Here is a 15,666-nt window from a genome sequence, read left to right as displayed (position 1 = left end):
GCGGCGCTTAAGGCTGTTCCTTCTCCCCGGTCGTCGGCCCGCCTTCCTCCGTTCGAGCCGCGAACGCGGGCCCGAGCCGCCGTTCGAGCCAGTGGGAGACGCCGGCCGCGACGACGCCGACGACGGCCGCGACACCCAGCGCGACCGCGACCGAGACGGTCGCCGAGGTCAGGAGCTGGAGCGCCTGCACGCCCGCGAGGAAGGTGAGTGCGCCGAGGGCACCCCAGAGGAGGCTCGACTTCGTCAGCGGTCTCATTCCACGAGCGCGACCGCCTCGATCTCCACGGCGACGCCCTTCGGCAGCGCGCCGGCCTGGACCGCCGACCGCGCCGGCGGCTCCTCGCGGAAGTAGCTGGCGTACGTCTCGTTCATCGCCTCGAACTCGTCGATATCTGCGAGGAAGACGGTCGTCTTCAGGACATCCCCGGCGGTCGCCCCGGCCTCGCCGAGCACCGCGAGCAGGTTGTCGAGCGCCTGCTCGGTCTGTGCGGCCACCGGCGCGTCGTCGAGCAGGTCGCCGTCCGGCGTGAGGGGGATCTGCCCGGCCGTGAAGACGAGGTCGCCGTTCGTGGTCGCCTGGCTGTACGCCCCGACCGCGGCGGGCGCGTCGTCGGTGTGGACGATGTCCTTGGACATGGGCGGCGTACGTGCGGCCGCCGCGTTAAAGCCCGGGTGCGCCGCTCCGGGGGACGCGCGGCGCCGCGACCCGGAGCGTAGCCGTTAACCCCGGACCCCGAGAAGGGCCGGGCAACCAATGCGCGTCATCGGAACCGTCGGGCTGGCGGGGAGTGGGAAGGGGGAGTTCGCCGCAGTGGCCCGCGAGGTCGGCGTCCCGGTCGTCACGATGGGCGACGTCATCCGGGCGGAGTGCCGCGACCGCGGGCTCGACCCCGCCGACCATCACGGCGCGGTCGCGCGGGCGCTCCGCGAGGAGCACGGCCCCGCCGCGATCGCCGAGCGGTCACTGCCGCTGGTCCGCGAGGCGCTGACGGACGCCGCGGCCGTGCTCGTCGACGGGCTCCGCTCGGACGTCGAGGTCGACGCCTTCGAGGACGCCTTCGGCGACGACTTCTCGCTGGTGAGCGTCGAGGCCCCATACGAGGTCCGCGAGGAGCGGGTCGTCGACCGCGGCCGCGACAACACCGACCGCGAGACCCTGGCCGAGCGCGACGCCCGCGAACTCGGCTTCGGCATGGGCCGGGCGATGGACCGCGCGGACCTCGTCGTCGCGAACGTCGACTCGCTGGAGCGCCTCCGTGACCGCGCCCGGAGCGTCATCGAGGACGGTGTCGACGCCGTCCCGGGCGACGAGGGCTACGACTGGCGCGAGAGCCCCGGCGCCGAGGCCGCCGAGGCCGCGGGGACGGACGGTGATGCCACGTGACCGACGTGTACAGCGTCGACGTCCAGATCACGGCGCCCGTCAGGCCGACGGAGGTGACCGACCGCGTCCGGGATGCCGTCACCAACCTGTTCCCGGAGGCCGACGTCACGGAGGGCCACGGCGAACTCCTGGGGGAGGCCCACGGCATGGAGACGTTCTCGGAGCTGCTGCACGACCAGGAGATCCTCGACACCGCGCGCGGCCAGTTCCTCGCCGACCGCCGGGGGGATACGTTCTCCTTCGACCTGAAGAAGCAGGCCGCCTTCCAGGGGGTCGTCAACTTCGCCGTCGGCGACCCGGCGGAGCTGGGCGACATCCACGTCCGGGTGACCGTCACCGAGCCGTCGGTCGAGGACTACATCGACCACGTCGCCCCCCCGACGGAGGACGGGCGCCCCGTCGAGGACTGACCGGCGCAGGCCGCCCACTCCGGCGATTCCGGGGGACTGCTCGTGCTGGTCGTCCTCACGGCTGCACCGGCGGCGGCCTTACAGACCCCGCCGACCGACATCACGAACGCGCCCGGTTTCGACTCGGTCATCGCCGGTCTCGTCCGGATGTTCGAGGGGCTCATCACCGGAGTCCAGAGCCTCGCCTGATGACGGTACCCTGCTATCGGTAGCAACGGGCGGATACCACCGACCTCGCACCCCCTCCGCCACCCACGTCCTACCGCCTCTCGGCCTCGGCGATGGCGCTCGACAGGCCGTGCCCGTTCGTCGCGGGTTCCGGCGCCGAGGTGCTGTAGTCCGGGTCGTCGCCGTCCCCCTCGCTCCCCGACGCCTCCTCCGCAGGTTCCTCGTCCGGCTCATCGACACGTCGGACGGCCGGGACGAGTTCGTCGTCCGTCTCGTCGACCTGGCGGACGGCGGACGTAGCGTTCGTCGATACGTCCCGCGGGTCCGGGGCGGTGTCAACGGCGGGGATGGAGTCGTGGACGACCTCGGTCGGGTCGGCGGCGGCGTCGGCCGCCTCGTCGCGGACGATGTTCATCGCGCCGCGGGCGCGGATGGCGCCGTCGACCTCGGCGTCGTCGTGGAGGTCGAGGTTCTCGCAGGCCACGTCGCCGCGGACGTGGGCACCGGGGGCGATGGTCACGTCGCCGCCGCGGGTCGTCACGTCGCCGTGAACGACGGCGTCGGACGCGACCGTGATGTCGCCCTTCGCGCGCAGCGAGCCGAACAGCTCCGTCCGGGCGCCGACCTCGATGGACTCGGCCCGGACGTTGCCGTGGAGCCGGCAGTCGGCGCCGACCGTCGCCGGCGTCGACACCTTCCAGGCGTCGTCCGAGACCCGCGCGCCGCGGGGGACCAGTACGGGTTCGTGCTCGCGGTCGTCGGTCAGGAACTCGTCGACGACCTCCTCGGCGTCCTCGTCGCGGCCGAGCCGCAGCAGCTGCGAGAGGTAGATGAACAGGAACACGACCGTCGGCATCGGGTTCCGGATGACGATCCAGCCGTTCGCCTCGAACCCCTTCTCGATGTCGACGTCGTCGCCGATGTCGAGGTCGCCCGAGACGATGAGCTGGCCGCCGACGTGGACCCGCTCGCCGAGGTAGGCGTCGTCGCCGACGAGCACGTTCCCCTTGACGTCGCACCAGACGTCCAGCCGGCACTCCCCGTCGGCTTCGATGTCGCCGCCGAAGCGGACCCGCTCGCCGGCGTAGACGTTCCGCCCGCGGACTCCGAACTCGACCGTGGACTGGCCGCCGACGACCACGTCCCCGTGTGCCACGAGGTCGTGTTCCTCGACGGTCGTGCCGTCCGGAATCTGCAGCCGGTCCAGCGGGTCCGAGCGAAGTGACACGCGGCTTCGTTGCGAGTCACGGAAAATAAACCCCGCCGCCGCGCACGACGGCCGTCTGACGGACGCATGACGACTCCGCCCGAACGGGGCGCCCGTGTCGACGACGCGCCGTGGACCCCAACCCCTTTGCGTGGGCCTCGCCACCTCTCTGATAATGGCCTCCTGCGACGTGTGTGGGAAGCACGTAGACATGCCGTACCGCTGTAACCGGTGTGGCGGGAACTACTGTTCCGAACACCGACTGCCCGAGAACCACTCCTGTACGGGACTGAACGACTGGAACGACCCCGACGGCGTGTTCGACTCCGGGTTCGACGACAGCGTCAACGACGACACCCGGGGCGGCGGTGGCGGCCTCTCCGACCGCCTCTCGTCGGCGACGAGCACGGGCGGCCCGCTGGGCTACGTCCGCGGGAACGTCTCGTATACGTTCCTCGCGATCATGTTCGTCGTCTTCATCCTGGAGTTCGTCGTGCTGTTCACCCTCGGCCGGGGGGCGTTCCGGGATATCTTCGTGCTCACCTCCGACAATCCGGAGTACGTCTGGACCTGGGTCACCTCCGTCTTCTCGCACTCCCCGAGCACGTTCTTCCACATCCTCGGGAACGGCATCGTGCTGTACTTCTTCGGGCCCGTCGTGGAGCGACGGCTCGGCTCGAAGCGCTTCGCCGCGCTGTTCCTCGTCACCGGGATGCTCGCGGGGCTCGGCCAGATCACCTTCGGCCTCCTCATCGGCGACCCCGTCACGGGCGTCCTGGGTGCCAGCGGCGCCATCATGGCCATCCTCGGCGTCCTGACGGTGCTGAACCCGGGCCTGAAGGTGTACCTCTACTTCATCCTCCCCGTCCCCATCTGGCTGCTCACGTTCGGCTACGCCGGACTGTCGGTGTTCGGCGCACTGGGGACCACCAACGCCCTCAGCAACGTCGCCCACATCGCCCACCTCTCCGGGCTCGTCCTCGGACTGGCCTACGGCCAGTACGTGAAGGGCGAGGTCAGGGGGCCCGCCGACGAGCTCCAGCTCGGCGGCGGGATGCGACGGGGCGGGGGCGGTGGCGGCCGCGGACCGTTCTGAACGGCTGCTACTCGAGGTCGACGCCCGTCAGCTCGAACCGGGCGCCGCCGTCCGCGCCCGTCGTGACCGAAACCGACCAACCGTGCGCGTCGGCGATGGTCCGGACGATGCTCAACCCGAGCCCGGTCCCGTCGTCCGCGGTGGAGTACCCGGCATCGAAGACGTCGTCGCGCTCGCCGGGCGGGATGCCGGGGCCGTCGTCCTCGACGTAGAACCCGTCCGGCAGTGTGCCGACCGTGACCGTCACGCCGTCGTCCATCGCGCCGTGCTCTACGCTGTTCCGGAAGAGGTTCTCGAACAGCTGTGCGAGCCGGTCGCGGTCGCCTCGGATGACATCCTCGGTCTCGACCACGAGCCCCCCGCCGTCGGTCCGCACGTTCCCCCACGACCGGCGGGCCACGTCGCCGAGCGGCACCGGCTCCAGCTCGTCGATGGCCTCGCCCTCGCGAGCGAGCGTCAGCAGGTCCTCGATGAGCGCCTCCATCCGCGCCAGGGCCTCCTCCACGGTCGCGACGTGCTCGGAGTCGGCGTCCTCCTGGAGGAGTTCGGTGTAGCCCCGGGCCACCGCGAGCGGGTTCCGGAGGTCGTGGCTGACGATGCCGGCGAACTGGTCGAGGCGCTCGTTGCGCCGCTCTAGCTCCCGCCGGCTCGCGCGGAGTTCGTCGGTCTGCTCGATGCGGGCCAGCGCCACCTCGACGTTGGCCGCGAGCACCTTCGCCAGCGAGACCTGGCGGGCGTCGAACTGGTCGGCCCCGGTCGAGCCGGCCATGAACACGCCGAACTCGCCGAGCGGGATGACGAGTTCGCTCCGGGTCGGGACCACCTCGGTCCCGCCGGGGGCCGAGCGGACGTCGTCGTACACCTGTGGCTCCCCGGAGTCGAACACCTCGCGGGCCAGGCTGTCGCCGGCCCGGAACATCGGGAGCGACCGCTCGCCGGCGTCGTGGGCCTCCGTCGTCGCGGCGGGCACCAGCTCGTCGGCCGCCTCGTCGTACAGCCAGACGGTGTTGACGGGGAGGCCGAGCACCGCCTCGGCGGCCTCGGTCGCGATGTCGGCGGCCTCGGCGACGGTCCCGGCGCGGAACAGCCGGCGGGTGGCGTCGTGGAGGCTGGCGAGCTGCTCCCGGTGGCGGCGACGGTCCGTGATGTCGTGGGCGACGCCGGCGACCGCCACCACCTCGTCGTCCCGGCGGACTGGCCAGCCCGAGAGCCATACCCAGCCGGCCCCCGTGTCCGCGTCCGGCCGGAACTCCAGGTCGACGGTATCGCCGTCCGCGACCCGGTTCATCGCCGCGGACAGCGTCCCGCGGTCCTCGGGATGGGCCGCCTCGACGATGGCCGACGGGTCGGTGCCGACCGTCTCCGTCGACTGGCCGAACAGCGGCTCGTACGACGGACTGACGTAGAGCGACTCGGAGGCGTCCGGCCGGAACAGCCAGACCGCGGCCGGGGCGTCGTCCAGAAGCAGCGACGGGGCCCGCCGCCGGGCCGTCCGTCCGGCCCACCGTCGCCCGGCGAGGAGTCCGACCACGCCCCCGACGTTCCCGACGGCGACCAGCCCGGACCCCGGCTGTAGCGTCTCGGGGCCGAGCGGCGGTCGGGCGGCCGAAAGCGCCGGGACGGCCGCGGTGGCGGCGGTCGCGACCGCGAGCAGTGTCGTCGCGGCCGCCAGCCCGCCGAGATAGCCGCCGGCGACGCGCCACCGACTCGCCCGCGACACGGTCGAGCGCCACAGCGCCACCGCTGCCGCCAGTGCCACCGCCGCGAGCCCGACCGTCGCGGCCGCGTCGACGAGCCAGAGTGCCAGCCCCTCGGCCGGCGGTCGCGGCGTGACGGCGGCGGCCGCGGCGGCGTACCCGATCGCGACGAGCGCCAGGCAGCACTCCGGGGCCGACGGCGGCCCCTCGATTCCCACCGAGTCGCGACCCCACTCCACTCCCATCCCTGAGTCGCCCCTGATACGCCGGCTTGCACACGTCACCGATTAAGCGTTCCCCCCACGTCGCGTTCGTCCGGCGCGGGACGACAGGTTCCTTGCCCGTGGCCCGCCAACACCCGGCCGATGCGCGAGCCTCCCGCCCGCTTCGACCCGGACCCGAGCCTCTCTCGCGCGGCGATGGAGGCGCTCCAGCGCGACATCGCCGACGCGGCCGTCTTCGGCGACGACCTCCCCTTCGACCCCGCCCGCGTCGGCGACGGGGACCCCGAGGCGCCGGTCGTCGCGGGCGTGGACCAGGCGTTCCGAACCGACCGCGACCCGACGGTGGCCGTGAGCGCCATCGTCTGCTGGCGCGGGGGCGAGGTCGTCGAACGCACCCACGCCGCCGTCGAGGTCGACTTCCCGTACGTCCCGGGACTGCTCTCCTTCCGGGAGGCCGGCCCCATCCTCGCGGCGTTCGGGACGCTCGACCACGACCCCGACCTGGCACTGTTCGACGGCAGCGGCCGCCTCCACTTCCGGCAGGCCGGGCTCGCGACCCACGTCGGCACGGCGCTGGACGTTCCCAGCGTCGGCGTCGCCAAGTCGCTGCTCTGTGGTACCCCCCGCGGTTCCGTCGACGCGCTCCCCGAGACCGCGCGGGTCCCCATCGAGGTCCGCGAGGACGACGACGTCGACGCCCCGGTCGGGACGGTCATCGGGTACGTATACCAGAGCCGGCAGTTCCCCGACTCCCGGCGCATCAACCCGCTGTACGTCAGCCCCGGTCACCGGATCGGCGCCGAGACCGCCGTCGGCGTCGTCGCGCGCTGTGGCGGCGACTACAAGCTCCCCGAGCCGACGCGACTGGCCGACGCGTACGCCGACGAGATGAAGTAGAACGGTGGAAAATCGGGAACAGACACGATACAGGCGACATATCCGTCTATCGTCCACGATTCGAGAGATATACTGCCCAACTGCGCCCGTTCACCGCTCCAGCATCACGGCCCCGAACGGGACGCGGGAGTCTCGCACCCGATGCGGACGCCCCGGATGGAGGCGACGCCCACCCCGCCAGGGAGCCGCTGGACGAGCGAACCGGGCTTCGCACACTCGCCGCCGTCCGCGCCACCGAACTCGGGTTCGCCGTCTCCTCGTCGCTCCCGATGCCAGCCGGAGACCCCAGACCAGTACCGTTCGTCGTGTCAGCATACCGGCCGACGGCGGGGACGGAGGCCGCCGTCCCCAGGAGGCGGGTGGAGGGCGGTCGGCGTCCGTCCGGAATCCGGCCCGCCGGCCGACCGGGGTCGGTTCAGCCGTCGCCGACCTCGACGGCTGCCTCGTAGTCGGGCCCGAGCCCGTGGACGTCCCGGAAGCAGGCCTCGAGGAAGTCGGCGACGCGCTTGGCGTCGGCGAGCGCGGAGACGTACACCTCCCCCCCGCTGGCGCGGCGGGTCTCGGGCTGTTTGAGCTTGAAGACGGGGAACTCGCTCAGCAGTTCGTCGAGGGCGTCGCGGGCAGCCCGCCGGGAGACGGCCGCATCGGAGAGGTCCATCGAGACGATGCGGTCGCCGTAGGCCAGGCGCGGGCTGCAGCCGCCCCCGGCGCTGGTGGCGGCGAAGGTCACGCCGTCGTCGCGCGAGCGGTGGGCGGCGACCTCGCGGGCGAACAACCGCCGCCGGTCGGCGGGATCGGTGGCGAGCATGGCCGGGCTTTGCAGCGCCAACGGTTTCGGTCTGCCGGCGAACCGGGAGGCCGACGCCGCGGTACCGTAATATACAGGCGGGTGCCCCCTCGCGTTCCAGTATGGAGCACAACCTCCTCATCACGGTGTCGGGGCCGCCGGGCAGCGGCGCGTCGAGCACGTCCCGGGAACTGGCCGAGACACTCGGGGTTCAGCGGGTCGACGGCGGCGAGGTGTTCCGGGAACTCGCCGCGGAGCGTGAGATGAGCCTCACGCAGTTCTCGGCGAAGGCGGACGAGGACCCGGAGATCGACCGCCTCATCGACCGCCGGCTCCAGCGCGTCGCCGAGGTGTGGGGCGCCTCGAACAAGGGGTTCGTGCTGGAGTCCCGGCTGGCCGGCTGGCTGGCCGGTAACCGCGCGGACATGCGGATCTGGCTCGACGCCCCCGAGGAGATCCGCGTGGACCGGACCGCCGACCGCGAGGAGATGGAGTCCGAGATGCGCGTGCGCGAGGTCCAGGAGATCGGCCGCTTCGAGCGCGCCTACGGCGTCGACGTCACCGACACCTCGTTCTACGACCTGTCGCTCAACACCGCGCGCTGGTCGCGCGAGTCCATCGTGGAGATCATCATGAACGCCATCCGCGAGTACGAGCACGAGCACGACGAGGGCGCGTTCACCAACGCCATCACCCTGCCCGACCCCGAGGGCGAGACGGAGCTGGGCCCGAGCGCGTAAGCGCCCTCGGCCCGACGCGTGGCCGAGCGTCAGTCCATCAGCGACTATCCGCGAGGACGTCGAACGCAGAAGTTGCGGGGCCGCTCGGCGAACGAGCACCCGGCGGCTGGTCCCCGAAGACCTGCCGCGTGCTCACGGATCTGCTACCCAGCGTGTACACAGGTCCGGAACTGGTAGCGTTGCATCTACGAAGCGAGAGGGGCCACTCCGGCGTCGCTGTCCTCCGTGGGCTGTACTGTCCGTGGAGGTAGCATTTCCCGAGCGCCCTGCCGAATAGCGGGTGCGTATCTCAGACGTGGAAACGACGGGTTGCGCGGGTCGCATCAGTGGGTGGTCATCAGAGCTTTATCAGATTCGGCTGAGCGCTAGTACGTGAGATACAGGATCGCAGTCGTTGCCGTCGCAGGGCTCCTCGCCGTTGGCTTCGGTGGTAGTTTCACTCTTGGCCCGCCAGCAACGACGACTGCTGACCGCTTCAGTCCGACGGTCGCAACGGGGCAGTCCGGGGGGACGTTCTACTCGGAAGGGGATGTAGTCGAAAAGCGTTCGATAGCCGTTTCCGAACGGGGAGCTATCCGGACAGAGGTGACGTTCGCTACCGTTACCGGTGTCCGGTACTGGAACGGCTCGGAGGAGTCCGTGTACCGGGTTGAAGCCGCGAACGAGTCCGTCGTGGACCGAGTCGTGGACGCGCACAGCGACTCGGAGATCGTGAACCGGTCGGAGGGAGTGGCGGTCGTTGAAGCGGCACGAGAGCAACCGGAACCCGAGGAGTGGTGGAACGGTTCGCTAGTGATGACCTATCTGCAGGTCCCTGAGTACGAGCGGGTCGGGACCGAGACACGGCGCAATAACACAGTCGTCCTCTACGAACCATCGTCGTCGTTCGTGAGAACTGAGAACATCGGTGAGCAGACGGTTCACCTGACGAACCCCTCAGGCGAAATCGTGGTTGATGCCGATACACGCCGGCTCCTGTCAGCGGATCTGTCCTACGAACTCGTTAGCGCGAAGTCGTGGGGAGACTATCTGCTAAACGGAGTTATCAGGGACTCGGCTCAGGTTCGAGTGACGTACGAGTACCAACCGGATGCTACTGTGACACCAGTGGAGAGAAACGCTTCTTGAGCCATCAGTGGCAGCAGGTTGTTCGCGTCCCGGTCACGCTCGTTCTCCGGCGATTGCTGACAGTCAGTACCCGTTTCCTCGAGTAACACCTCCTCGTGCGACCAGTAGTGCGGTCCGTCGGACCGCTCTGCTGAACGTAGCCTCCGTATCGGTCACAACGGTCCTGGCAGCTGTCAGGCACGTATCCCGGGGCTGGTCGACTCGGGACACGAGTCGGCCACGGTCGCGTCAGTTAGTTCACCCCTTGGATCGGCCCTCGCAGGACCCCGTAGTCTCAAACTCGTAATCCGGTCACCGGAGACCGTTACCTAGAACAGGGCTCTCGTTCCTCGGCTCGGTGGACGGCGGAGCGCCGATCGGGTGGCAGCTATCCGGTGAGAGAGTCGAGGGAAACCGGATTGGAGAACCGTTTAGCGGACTGAACTTCGTCGAATTGTCAGTCGCCAAAGACCTCCCGCATCATCGGATGCATCTCCATCATCTGCTCCTCGGCGATCTCCTCGTAGAGCTTGTAGGTGATGGAGACGGTCAGCAGCAGGCCCGTCCCGGAGACGGCGCCGATGGTCCCGAGCATGTTGGCCATGACGGCCAGCAGCCCGACCAGCGCGCCGCCGATGACGGTCACCTGCGGGATGTACCGCTCGAGCACTTTCTCGATGACGCCCGGCGACTGCCGGAACCCGGGGATCTGCATCCCCGAGTTCTGGATCTGCTGGGCGGTCGCCTCCGGGCCCATGTCCGCGGTCTCGACCCAGAAGATGGCGAAGATACCGCCCCCGACGACCATGATGAACAGGTCCACGAACACCCGGCCAATAATCATGCTCGGCGGGTTGGAGGTGGTCCCGAGGAACCACATCCAGTCCTGGTAGCTGTAGATGGGTGCCAGGAAGTAGAACAGCCCGCCGACCGGTTCGGCGGTCCCGCCGCCGCTGGTCGCGTAGGTGCCCAGCCAGGCGGGCATCCCGGCCCACTGGGAGTTGAGGATGCGCCCGAGGAACTGGATGTTGGCCTGAAGCGCCCGGACGAGGATCATCGGCAGGACGCTGGCGTAGATGAGCTTGACCGGGAACCGGCCCCGTGCGCCCTTGACGCGGGCGTGCGAGAGCGGGATCTCGACCCGGACGGACTCGGCGTAGACGACGACAGCGAAGATGGCGACCGTCGTGAACAGGAACAGGATCTGCCCGGGTTCGATGAGCAGGTTGAGGATGCCCTGCGAGGAGAGGACGGCCCCGAGCTGCTGTTCACCGACGATGATGGTGTACCAGTTGTAGAAGAACCCCGGGTTCGCGGTGACGCCGGGCACGCCGAAGAAGCCGCCGATGAGGCGCTGGCTCACGCCGGCGATGATGAACAGGCCGATACCGGAGCCGACGCCCCACTTCGAGATGACCTCGTCCATGAACAGGATGAGGAGACCGCCGACGAGGATCTGGCCGAACATCAGCCACCGCACGCCGGTCAGACCGATGCCCAGCTGCTGGGCGAGCTGCGGACTGGCGGGCAGGAACCCGCCGGCGAAGACCATCGGTAGCCCCGTCAGGACGCACATGACGACCACCAGCAGCTTCTGGAGCCCCTGGTAGAGCGCCTGGTCCCGCGGGTTCTCCTGGGTGTTCAGGCCGAGCAGGTCGGCACCGCCGAGTAGCTGCAGCACGATGGATGCGGTGACGATCGGACCGATTCCGAGCTGTAAGACGGTTCCCTGCCCGCCCGCGAGGATGGTCCGGAACTGCCCGAACGCGTCGTTGCCGCCCCCACTCGCGAGTCCGTAGATGAACACGTTCGTGAGGAAGAAGTACAGCACGAGGATGCCCCCTGTCCATGCGAGCTTGCGCCGGAAGGGGACGTGACCCTCCGGCCGCTCGACGCCGGGCATCCGCGTGAGCACTGGTTCGGCGGTCTCCTTCCAGCTCATTCGTTAGTTCCCGTTGGTCTCGTCCGTTGTATCTTCTTCGGCCTCCTCGGCTGCCGCCTCGGCCTGGCGCTCCTCGCCGCGCTCGGTGAGGACCGCCTCGCCGCCCGCGGCCTCGAGGGCCTCGCGGGCCCCGTCGGAGAACGCGTCCGCGTGGACGGTGAGCGACTCGTGGACCTGCCCTCCCGCGAGGACCTTCACGGCGTCGGCATCGTGGCCGTCCTCGACGACATCGCGGACGTCGACCTCGTAGCCGTCGTCGGTCTCCTCGGCCACACCCTCGGCGGCCAGGACGACCGCGTCCTCGTCGAGTTCGCGGACGTTGATGGTCTCGACCTGTTCCTGTACCTTCTGGGGGCGCTTGAAGCCGGACTTGCCCAGCGGCGGGTAGAGGTACTGTTCGTGCTTGTCGCGGCCGGCACGCCCGCGGCCGCCGCGGTGGCCGGCGCCCCGTCGCTTCTTGTGCGAACCCCCGCCGTGCGTGCGGGAGCCGCGCTGTCGTCGTTTCTTGGATGTCATCTCATCGCCTCCAGAAGCCGGTCGATCTCCTCGGTCGACTGCTTGCCGAGGACGCCACCCTCCGTGACCGGATGCTTGATGCCGTCGTGACCGCCACGCGGCGGGTGGAGCCGCAGCGTCGGCGAGAGCCCCTCGTCCTGGAGCTTGGTCTCCTCGGCGGCGAGCGCCTCGGCCAGCGCCGCGACGTCGTCGTAGTCCGTGTGCTCGGCCACCCACTCGTCGTCGATGTCAGCATCGCCCTCGGCGGGCTCGCCGCGCCGACGGACGAGCGCCTCGACCGTCTCGGTCGAGGGCTCGCCGTGGGCCACCCAGTCGTTCACCTTGTTCACCATCCCGGTGTACGTCTCCGTCTCCGGGACGAGCGTCGCGTGGTTGACACGGTGGAGGTTCAGCATCCCCAGCGTGTCCCGAACGCCCTGGCCCTGGTTGACCTCGCCGCGGAGCTGGACCAAGGCCCGCATCAGTCGCTCACCCCGCCGGTGTCGGCCTCGGCGCGCAGCGCGCGGGGACCGCGTGCCTTCGCGGCGTTCTCCAGCGCGCCGAAGGTCGCCTTGCCGAGGTTGAGGGTGGTTCGGGTGTTACCGTGGCTCTTGGTCCAGGCGTTCTCGATGCCCGCCAGCTCGAGGACGTGCCGAACGGTCTCGCTCGCGGCGAGGCCCAGCCCCTCGGGGGCGGGGATGAGCTCCACCGTGACGGAGCCGGCCTTCCCCTCGGTCTTGCGGGCCAGCGAGTGGGGCCGCTCGGAGCGGTCCTCCCACGAGCCGGCGCCGCGCTCGACCTTGATCATGTTCAGCTTCGCGATACCGATGGCCTTCTGGATGGCACCGCCGACCTGGTCGTCACGCCCCTCAGCGTAGCCGATGTAGCCGTTACGATTGCCGACGACGACCACGCACCGGAACTTGACCCGGCGCCCGGAGTCGGTCATCCGCTGGACCATGTTGATGTCCAGCACCTCGTCCTCCAGCCCCGGGAGGAGCTGGTCGACGATCTCGGGCTCCTTCAGCGGGAGCCCGGACTCGAGGGCGGTCTTCATGTCGCTGATCTCGCCCTCGGCCACCTTCCGGCCCAGTCGTGTCTGGGGTTCCCAGCCGTTACTCATTGATGTCCTCCATGATGGTCTCGCGGACCGTATCGAAGTGGTCCGGCAGCTCCGTCGCGTCGAAGTCGCCGCTGTACAGCGGCTCGTCCAGCGACGCGGCGTACTCGGCGATGTGCTCCCCGCGCGTGCGAGGCCACTCGGCGAACACGTCGTCGCTGTGCGGCACCTCGAGGCCGCCGTCGATGGCGCCCTCCTGCACGGCGAACGCCTTGTTGCCGGGCGTCGCCGTGTTCAGCCCGATGTCGAGGACGGCCTCCTCCAGACCGGCCTCTATGGCGCGCTTGCCGGCCAGCAGGCCGGTCAGGTACGCCGCCGGCAGGTTGCCCGTGGGGGCCTCCCAGCCGTACTCCTGCAGGTCGTTCGAAGTCGCCGACGCGAGGGTGCCGTCACCCTGCGCCCCCGGAACGATCAGCTGCGCCCTGGTGTGCTGGTTGCTCTTTCGAGCGACCAGCCGCGGCTTGCCGGATTTCAGCAGGCGCAACCGCTGGTGGTAGTTCGTTCGGGCCTCGCGCCGACGCCGCATCGGCACCTTGTATCGTGGTCCTGTCGCCATTCAGTCGTCACCTCCAACGTCGTAGTTCTCGCGGACGTAGCGCTCCACGTCCGCGACGGAGTCGAATTCGCCACCGCCTGCCATGCGGTAGACCTGGCGGTAGTCGGTGGGGTCCAGTTCGCCGTTCTGCCGATACGTGCGGAGGCGGCGCCGCTGCGCGCGGATCTTGCTCCGCCATTCGGCCGTCTCGTCGTTGCGACCGCCGGCGGTCCCCTTGCGGGTGCCCTGGCCCTTCTGGTGGCCGTACGAGCGCTTCTCGGCACGCTCGCGGGCACGACCGCGGCTGTTGCCCCCCTTTGGCTCGACGCGGATGGCGCCCTCGTCGATGAGTTCACGCACGTCGTCGCGCGTGATGGCATCGGCGATCTCGCCCTGCTGCTCGGGGTCCAGCTTGACGCGGTTCTTGCCCACGTCGAGGACGTCGGCGGCCAGTCGCTTCTGTGCTTTCAGGTCGGTCATTGCTCTACCTCGACCTCCTCGTAGGTCGGATTGAGGACGCGGATGTCGCGGTCCTCGGCCTCCTCCTCGATGCGCTCGCGCTTCCGGGCACCGACCGTGGAGCCGATGCGGACCGCCTCGCGGGACCCGTCGACACCCTCGAGGTCGTCCACGTTCATCACGCGGACCTCCTCGAAGCCGGAGGGATGCTTGCCGCGGGCGGCCTTCGGCGTCCGGAACCCGGCCTCGACCGTGGCGCCCTTGCCCTTCACGCCGCGGCGCTGTTTGGACAGGCCGCCGCGGGGGCGGCGCCACGAGGTCGGGGTCCGCTTCTTCTTGTGGTAGTCCTGGCGGAAGAACTGCGGCTTGCCAACGCGCTTGCGCTGGGCCAGCAGCCGCTCCTCCTCCTCGTCCAGGTCCGGCGTCTTATCGACCAGGCCGCGGGGACGGAGCTCCGTCTCCACGTCCTCGTCGGTCTCCGCGGGCTCCTCGGCCTCGACCTCGGCCTCGGTCTCCTCGGAGACCTCAAGCCCACCGACGTCGGCCTTGATGCGCGCGGCGAGCGCGTTGCCGATGCCGTCGACCTCCGCCAGCTCCTCCTGGGAGGCCCGGCGGACGTCGTCGATCGTCTCGTGGCCCGCGCCCTCGAGGGCCGCGGCCTTCGCGTTCCCGACGCCGCTGATGTCGGTCAGGTCGGTGTACTCGTCCTCCGCGTCCGCGGACGTGTCCTCGCCCTCGGCATCCTCGGACCCGGTGTCCGCGGACTCCTCGTTGTCGAACTCGAACTCCTCCTCGTCGTCCGTGGGCTCTTCTTCATCCATCCGTTCGAGTTCCTCCTCTGCCTCCTCGTCGTCGGCCATCAGGCGTCACCTCGGGAGGGCTTGCTGGTGATGTAGACCCCGTCCTGGAACACACGGGCGTCCTTGTCGTTCACGCGGGTCAGCTGCTCGATGTCGGCGGCCGTCTGACCGACCGCTTCGATATCGCTCCCGCGGAGCCGTACCTCCTCGCCGTCGACCTCGACCTCCGTGTCGCCACGGAGCGGGGTCCGGCGCGGCGCCTTCTCGCCGAGGAAGTTCGAGATGACGACCTCCTCACCCTCGACGGCGACCTGCATCGGGAAGTGGGAGTAGAAGACCTCCATCTCGTACTCCCAGCCCTCGAGCACGCCGTGGAACATGTTCCGGACGTGGGACTCGAAGGTGCCGGCCGTGGCGTTCGTCTTCGCGTCCTCGGCCTCGGCCTCGATGACGACGGTGTCGCCATCGACCGAGACGTCGATATCCGGGTACCAGAGCTTGCGCGTCACGCTCCCGTTGGGCCCCTCGACCGTGAGGTCGAGCCGGTCCATCGAGGCGCTTGCGTCCTCCGGTACGGGTAGTTCGATTCGTGTCATTG

At 69.8% G+C, this 15,666-nt stretch carries 20 protein-coding genes; 7 read left to right on the top strand and 13 right to left on the bottom strand.

Annotation, left to right across the window (positions count from 1 at the left end; genetic code table 11):
• Positions 1 to 7: 7 nt before the first annotated feature.
• Together DP107_RS02000 and DP107_RS01995 are read right to left on the bottom strand one after the other, a co-directional pair.
• Entirely contained in the window at positions 8 to 256 is a 249-nt protein-coding gene (locus tag DP107_RS02000; RefSeq protein ID WP_144260459.1) for a hypothetical protein, read from the bottom strand.
• Positions 253 to 636 carry a Rid family detoxifying hydrolase gene (locus DP107_RS01995; RefSeq protein ID WP_144260458.1) on the bottom strand — a complete coding sequence of 128 codons (384 nt, stop codon included), beginning with the start codon at positions 634 to 636 and terminating at the stop codon, positions 253 to 255. Before DP107_RS01995 ends, DP107_RS02000 begins: the two co-directional genes overlap by 4 nt.
• 118 nt (positions 637 to 754) lie before the next feature.
• On the opposite strand from DP107_RS01995, the gene DP107_RS01990 reads away from it, so the two are divergent.
• The 3 genes from DP107_RS01990 to DP107_RS19740 are packed head-to-tail and all read left to right on the top strand — an operon-like array spanning position 755 to position 1,983.
• Positions 755 to 1,384, top strand: coding sequence for an AAA family ATPase (locus tag DP107_RS01990; protein ID WP_144260457.1), 630 nt, complete (start codon positions 755 to 757; stop codon positions 1,382 to 1,384).
• On the top strand, positions 1,381 to 1,794 hold the full coding sequence (locus tag DP107_RS01985) for an RNA-binding domain-containing protein (protein ID WP_144260456.1): 414 nt from the start codon (positions 1,381 to 1,383) through the stop codon (positions 1,792 to 1,794). Before DP107_RS01990 ends, DP107_RS01985 begins: the two co-directional genes overlap by 4 nt.
• Positions 1,795 to 1,836: 42 nt before the next feature.
• Positions 1,837 to 1,983, top strand: a complete 147-nt coding sequence (locus DP107_RS19740; RefSeq protein WP_185977129.1) for a hypothetical protein — start codon at positions 1,837 to 1,839, stop codon at positions 1,981 to 1,983.
• Positions 1,984 to 2,053: 70 nt separating this feature from the next.
• On the opposite strand, the gene DP107_RS01980 is transcribed toward DP107_RS19740, so the two are convergent.
• Entirely contained in the window at positions 2,054 to 3,190 is a 1,137-nt protein-coding gene (locus DP107_RS01980) for a polymer-forming cytoskeletal protein (RefSeq protein WP_144260455.1), read from the bottom strand.
• Positions 3,191 to 3,344: 154 nt separating this feature from the next.
• Here DP107_RS01980 and DP107_RS01975 point away from each other — a divergent pair, with 154 nt between their 5' ends.
• Positions 3,345 to 4,265 carry a rhomboid family intramembrane serine protease gene (locus DP107_RS01975; protein WP_144260454.1) on the top strand — a complete coding sequence of 307 codons (921 nt, stop codon included), beginning with the start codon at positions 3,345 to 3,347 and terminating at the stop codon, positions 4,263 to 4,265.
• 7 nt (positions 4,266 to 4,272) lie between these two features.
• On the opposite strand, the gene DP107_RS01970 is transcribed toward DP107_RS01975, so the two are convergent.
• Positions 4,273 to 6,180, bottom strand: a complete 1,908-nt coding sequence (locus DP107_RS01970) for a PAS domain-containing sensor histidine kinase (protein ID WP_144260453.1) — start codon at positions 6,178 to 6,180, stop codon at positions 4,273 to 4,275.
• Between the two features lie 147 nt (positions 6,181 to 6,327).
• Here DP107_RS01970 and DP107_RS01965 point away from each other — a divergent pair, with 147 nt between their 5' ends.
• Entirely contained in the window at positions 6,328 to 7,083 is a 756-nt protein-coding gene (locus DP107_RS01965) for an endonuclease V (RefSeq protein WP_144260452.1), read from the top strand.
• Between the two features lie 415 nt (positions 7,084 to 7,498).
• On the opposite strand, the gene DP107_RS01960 is transcribed toward DP107_RS01965, so the two are convergent.
• The gene (locus DP107_RS01960; RefSeq protein WP_144260451.1) at positions 7,499 to 7,891 is read right to left on the bottom strand and encodes a hypothetical protein; all 393 of its coding nucleotides are present in this window, start codon (positions 7,889 to 7,891) and stop codon (positions 7,499 to 7,501) included.
• A 101-nt stretch (positions 7,892 to 7,992) separates the two neighbouring features.
• Between DP107_RS01960 and cmk the strand changes: the two genes are divergently transcribed.
• A complete protein-coding gene (cmk, locus tag DP107_RS01955) occupies positions 7,993 to 8,610 on the top strand; it encodes a (d)CMP kinase (RefSeq protein WP_144260450.1) in 618 nt (205 codons plus the stop codon).
• A gap of 372 nt (positions 8,611 to 8,982) precedes the next feature.
• The gene (locus tag DP107_RS01950) at positions 8,983 to 9,738 is read left to right on the top strand and encodes a hypothetical protein (RefSeq protein ID WP_144260449.1); all 756 of its coding nucleotides are present in this window, start codon (positions 8,983 to 8,985) and stop codon (positions 9,736 to 9,738) included.
• 436 nt (positions 9,739 to 10,174) lie between these two features.
• Here DP107_RS01950 and secY read toward each other — a convergent pair whose 3' ends face one another.
• Genes secY through DP107_RS01910 form a run of 8 tightly spaced genes read right to left on the bottom strand, consistent with a single transcriptional unit; the run spans position 10,175 to position 15,664 of the window.
• Positions 10,175 to 11,659 (bottom strand): preprotein translocase subunit SecY, encoded by a 1,485-nt coding sequence (gene secY, locus DP107_RS01945; RefSeq protein WP_144260448.1) that lies wholly within the window; start codon positions 11,657 to 11,659, stop codon positions 10,175 to 10,177.
• Between the two features lie 3 nt (positions 11,660 to 11,662).
• Positions 11,663 to 12,175, bottom strand: coding sequence for an uL15m family ribosomal protein (locus DP107_RS01940; RefSeq protein WP_144260447.1), 513 nt, complete (start codon positions 12,173 to 12,175; stop codon positions 11,663 to 11,665).
• Positions 12,172 to 12,636: a 50S ribosomal protein L30 gene (locus DP107_RS01935; RefSeq protein WP_144260446.1), complete on the bottom strand. Its 465-nt coding sequence runs from the start codon at positions 12,634 to 12,636 to the stop codon at positions 12,172 to 12,174. The genes DP107_RS01940 and DP107_RS01935 overlap by 4 nt, the downstream gene beginning before the upstream one ends.
• Positions 12,636 to 13,277 carry a 30S ribosomal protein S5 gene (locus DP107_RS01930; protein ID WP_144260445.1) on the bottom strand — a complete coding sequence of 214 codons (642 nt, stop codon included), beginning with the start codon at positions 13,275 to 13,277 and terminating at the stop codon, positions 12,636 to 12,638. Before DP107_RS01930 ends, DP107_RS01935 begins: the two co-directional genes overlap by 1 nt.
• Complete coding sequence (locus DP107_RS01925; RefSeq protein WP_144260444.1) at positions 13,270 to 13,830, bottom strand: 50S ribosomal protein L18; 561 nt, start codon at positions 13,828 to 13,830, stop codon at positions 13,270 to 13,272. Before DP107_RS01925 ends, DP107_RS01930 begins: the two co-directional genes overlap by 8 nt.
• Entirely contained in the window at positions 13,831 to 14,289 is a 459-nt protein-coding gene (locus tag DP107_RS01920; protein WP_144260443.1) for a 50S ribosomal protein L19e, read from the bottom strand.
• Complete coding sequence (locus tag DP107_RS01915; protein ID WP_144260442.1) at positions 14,286 to 15,128, bottom strand: 50S ribosomal protein L32e; 843 nt, start codon at positions 15,126 to 15,128, stop codon at positions 14,286 to 14,288. The genes DP107_RS01920 and DP107_RS01915 overlap by 4 nt, the downstream gene beginning before the upstream one ends.
• Entirely contained in the window at positions 15,128 to 15,664 is a 537-nt protein-coding gene (locus DP107_RS01910) for a 50S ribosomal protein L6 (RefSeq protein WP_144260441.1), read from the bottom strand. Before DP107_RS01910 ends, DP107_RS01915 begins: the two co-directional genes overlap by 1 nt.
• Positions 15,665 to 15,666: the final 2 nt, after the last annotated feature.

This window comes from Haloglomus irregulare (genome assembly GCF_007421925.1).
In the GTDB taxonomy this organism is placed as follows: Archaea; Halobacteriota; Halobacteria; order Halobacteriales; family Haloarculaceae; genus Haloglomus; species Haloglomus irregulare.
The sequence above is the reverse complement of the archived record's forward strand: the minus strand, read 5'-3'. Positions and strand labels throughout refer to the sequence as shown.

Bases quoted from the DNA above. Each gene is read 5' to 3' on its own strand.
- cmk (WP_144260450.1), top strand. From the start codon at position 7,993: ATGGAGCACAACCTCCTCATCACGGTGTCGGGGCCGCCGGGCAGCGGC.
- DP107_RS01940 (WP_144260447.1), bottom strand. From the start codon at position 12,175: ATGACATCCAAGAAACGACGACAGCGCGGCTCCCGCACGCACGGCGGG.
- DP107_RS01930 (WP_144260445.1), bottom strand. From the start codon at position 13,277: ATGAGTAACGGCTGGGAACCCCAGACACGACTGGGCCGGAAGGTGGCC.
- DP107_RS01975 (WP_144260454.1), top strand. From the start codon at position 3,345: ATGGCCTCCTGCGACGTGTGTGGGAAGCACGTAGACATGCCGTACCGC.
- DP107_RS01990 (WP_144260457.1), top strand. From the start codon at position 755: ATGCGCGTCATCGGAACCGTCGGGCTGGCGGGGAGTGGGAAGGGGGAG.
- DP107_RS01910 (WP_144260441.1), bottom strand. From the start codon at position 15,664: ATGACACGAATCGAACTACCCGTACCGGAGGACGCAAGCGCCTCGATG.
- DP107_RS01915 (WP_144260442.1), bottom strand. From the start codon at position 15,128: ATGGCCGACGACGAGGAGGCAGAGGAGGAACTCGAACGGATGGATGAA.
- DP107_RS01960 (WP_144260451.1), bottom strand. From the start codon at position 7,891: ATGCTCGCCACCGATCCCGCCGACCGGCGGCGGTTGTTCGCCCGCGAG.
- DP107_RS01920 (WP_144260443.1), bottom strand. From the start codon at position 14,289: ATGACCGACCTGAAAGCACAGAAGCGACTGGCCGCCGACGTCCTCGAC.
- DP107_RS02000 (WP_144260459.1), bottom strand. From the start codon at position 256: ATGAGACCGCTGACGAAGTCGAGCCTCCTCTGGGGTGCCCTCGGCGCA.
- DP107_RS01965 (WP_144260452.1), top strand. From the start codon at position 6,328: ATGCGCGAGCCTCCCGCCCGCTTCGACCCGGACCCGAGCCTCTCTCGC.
- DP107_RS01925 (WP_144260444.1), bottom strand. From the start codon at position 13,830: ATGGCGACAGGACCACGATACAAGGTGCCGATGCGGCGTCGGCGCGAG.
- secY (WP_144260448.1), bottom strand. From the start codon at position 11,659: ATGAGCTGGAAGGAGACCGCCGAACCAGTGCTCACGCGGATGCCCGGC.
- DP107_RS01995 (WP_144260458.1), bottom strand. From the start codon at position 636: ATGTCCAAGGACATCGTCCACACCGACGACGCGCCCGCCGCGGTCGGG.
- DP107_RS01935 (WP_144260446.1), bottom strand. From the start codon at position 12,636: ATGCGGGCCTTGGTCCAGCTCCGCGGCGAGGTCAACCAGGGCCAGGGC.